The sequence below is a fragment of the Bradyrhizobium sp. SZCCHNS1050 genome, assembly GCF_032484785.1.
Lineage (GTDB): Bacteria > Pseudomonadota > Alphaproteobacteria > Rhizobiales > Xanthobacteraceae > Bradyrhizobium.
In genome coordinates, this window is the sequence record NZ_JAUETR010000006.1 from 1 (window position 1) to 1,819 (window position 1,819).

Below are 1,819 nucleotides of genomic sequence, written 5' to 3' on the forward strand. Positions count from 1 at the left end.
ACGGCGCGCTGGTCGCGACGTGCTTCTGCGGCTTGCCCGTCGCGGCCATGCCGTTGTGGCAGCTCGCGCAGGCCGCCATCGTGCCGGTGTGGCTGAACCGGGCGCCGCTGAACGTCGTCGTGCTCTTGTGGCAGGTCTCGCACGGCGCGCTGGTCGCGACGTGCTTCTGCGGCTTGCCCGTCGCGGCCATGCCGTTGTGGCAGCTCGCGCAGGCCGCCGTCGTGCCGGTGTGGCTGAACCGGGCGCCGCTGAACGTCGTCGTGCTCTTGTGACAGGTCTCACACGGCGCAGTGGTTGCGACGTGCTTCGGCGGCTTGCCGGTCGCGGCCATGCCGGTGTGACAGCTCGCGCAGGCCGCCGTCGTTCCAGTATGGCTGAACCGGGCGCCGCTGAACGTCGTCGTGCTCTTGTGACAGGTCTCACATGGCGCAGCGGTTGCGACGTGCTTCGGCGGCTTGCCAGGCGCGGTCATTCCGTTATGGCAGGATGCGCATGGCCCTTGCGCCGTCATGTGATTGAATCTGGAGCCGGCCTCCGTGGTGCTCGATCCGGCAAGTCCTGCCCTTGGATTGAACGTCGGCAGCAGCGACGGAAGCCGACCGGCATTCTTTGCTTCCGGCGAGTCGCTACCAGTATCGGTCGGGGGCAAGAGCCTGCCGCGGGGATCGTTCGGCGAGAGTGGTGATGTCGCGGATGTCATTCGGGACGGCGTGCTCAACGGTTGCGGCACGGACGTCGTCGCGCCGCCAGCTTTGACCGAACTGTCGGGCTTGGAGGAACCGGACGAACTGGCGGAGGCCCCTGCTTCGGACCCCGCTGTCGGGGCCGTCGACGTCGCAGCCGTGTTCGCCAGCGGCTTGCTGCTGAACAGGAGCGTCGAACTGGATGGCGCAGCGGGCTTGGCGGCAGCGCCGGCCGCAGCAGCGGCCTGAGATGCAGCCGGTGCGGCGCTCGTACCGGGTGCTGCATCGGGATTCGTTGCTGCCGTCATCGTCCGGTTGGCGGTCGAGGCCGGCGTCACCGCCTTGACGGCCGGGGCCTGAGCCGGAACCACCGACCGCGCCGTCGTGGAGCAGCCTGCTGCCGGCTTCTGCGGGTCGTCGTCCCAGGTGGAGAAGTTGGCGGCGGCGCGCACGTGGCAGCATCCGCAATCCTGCGTCTTGGCGCTGTGATCCGGCCCCTGCGCACCTCTGCGGCCCTGGCTGCGATACGAGCCGTTGTGACAGCTGTCGCAGCGCGTGGCATGCACGGCAGCATGGCTCATCGTGTAGGTCGCGAAGCTCGCCGCCGTGTTGCTGTGGCAGTTTGAGCACTGCACGCCCGTCACCGGAATATGCGGCGGGGTGGTCAGGCCTTTCGCGCTCGAACCATTGTGGCAGGCGGAGCAATTGGTGTTGGCCGCAGAGTGGGTGAACGCCGCGCCGCCCCAGCTCACATATCCGCCGCTGGCCGCCTTGCTGTGACAGCTGACGCAGTCGGCGCCACCGGTGGCGACGTGGTTCGGGTACGACGCCGTGCCCATGGCGCCCTTGGTGCCCTGGCCGGTGAAGGAGCCGTTGTGGCAGCTGTCGCAGCGCGCCGTCGCCACCGCGGCATGGTTCATGGTGTAGGTCGCGAAGCTCGCCGCGGTGTTGCTGTGGCAGTTCGAGCACTGCAGCGTCCCGGTCGGGATGTGCGGCGGTGTGGTCATGCCCTGCGCGGTCTTGCCGTTGTGGCAGGTCGCACAATTGGTGTCGGTCGCCGCGTGCTTGAACGCCGCGCCGCCCCAGCTGGTGAAGCCGCCCGAGGCCGCCTTGGCGTGACAGCTGACGCAGTCGGC

Annotated in this window: 1 pseudogene; it reads right to left on the reverse strand. The window is 68.9% G+C overall.

Annotated elements, in window-relative coordinates:
• Positions 1-1,819: pseudogene (locus tag QX094_RS34500) on the reverse strand (hypothetical protein); the annotation flags it as partial.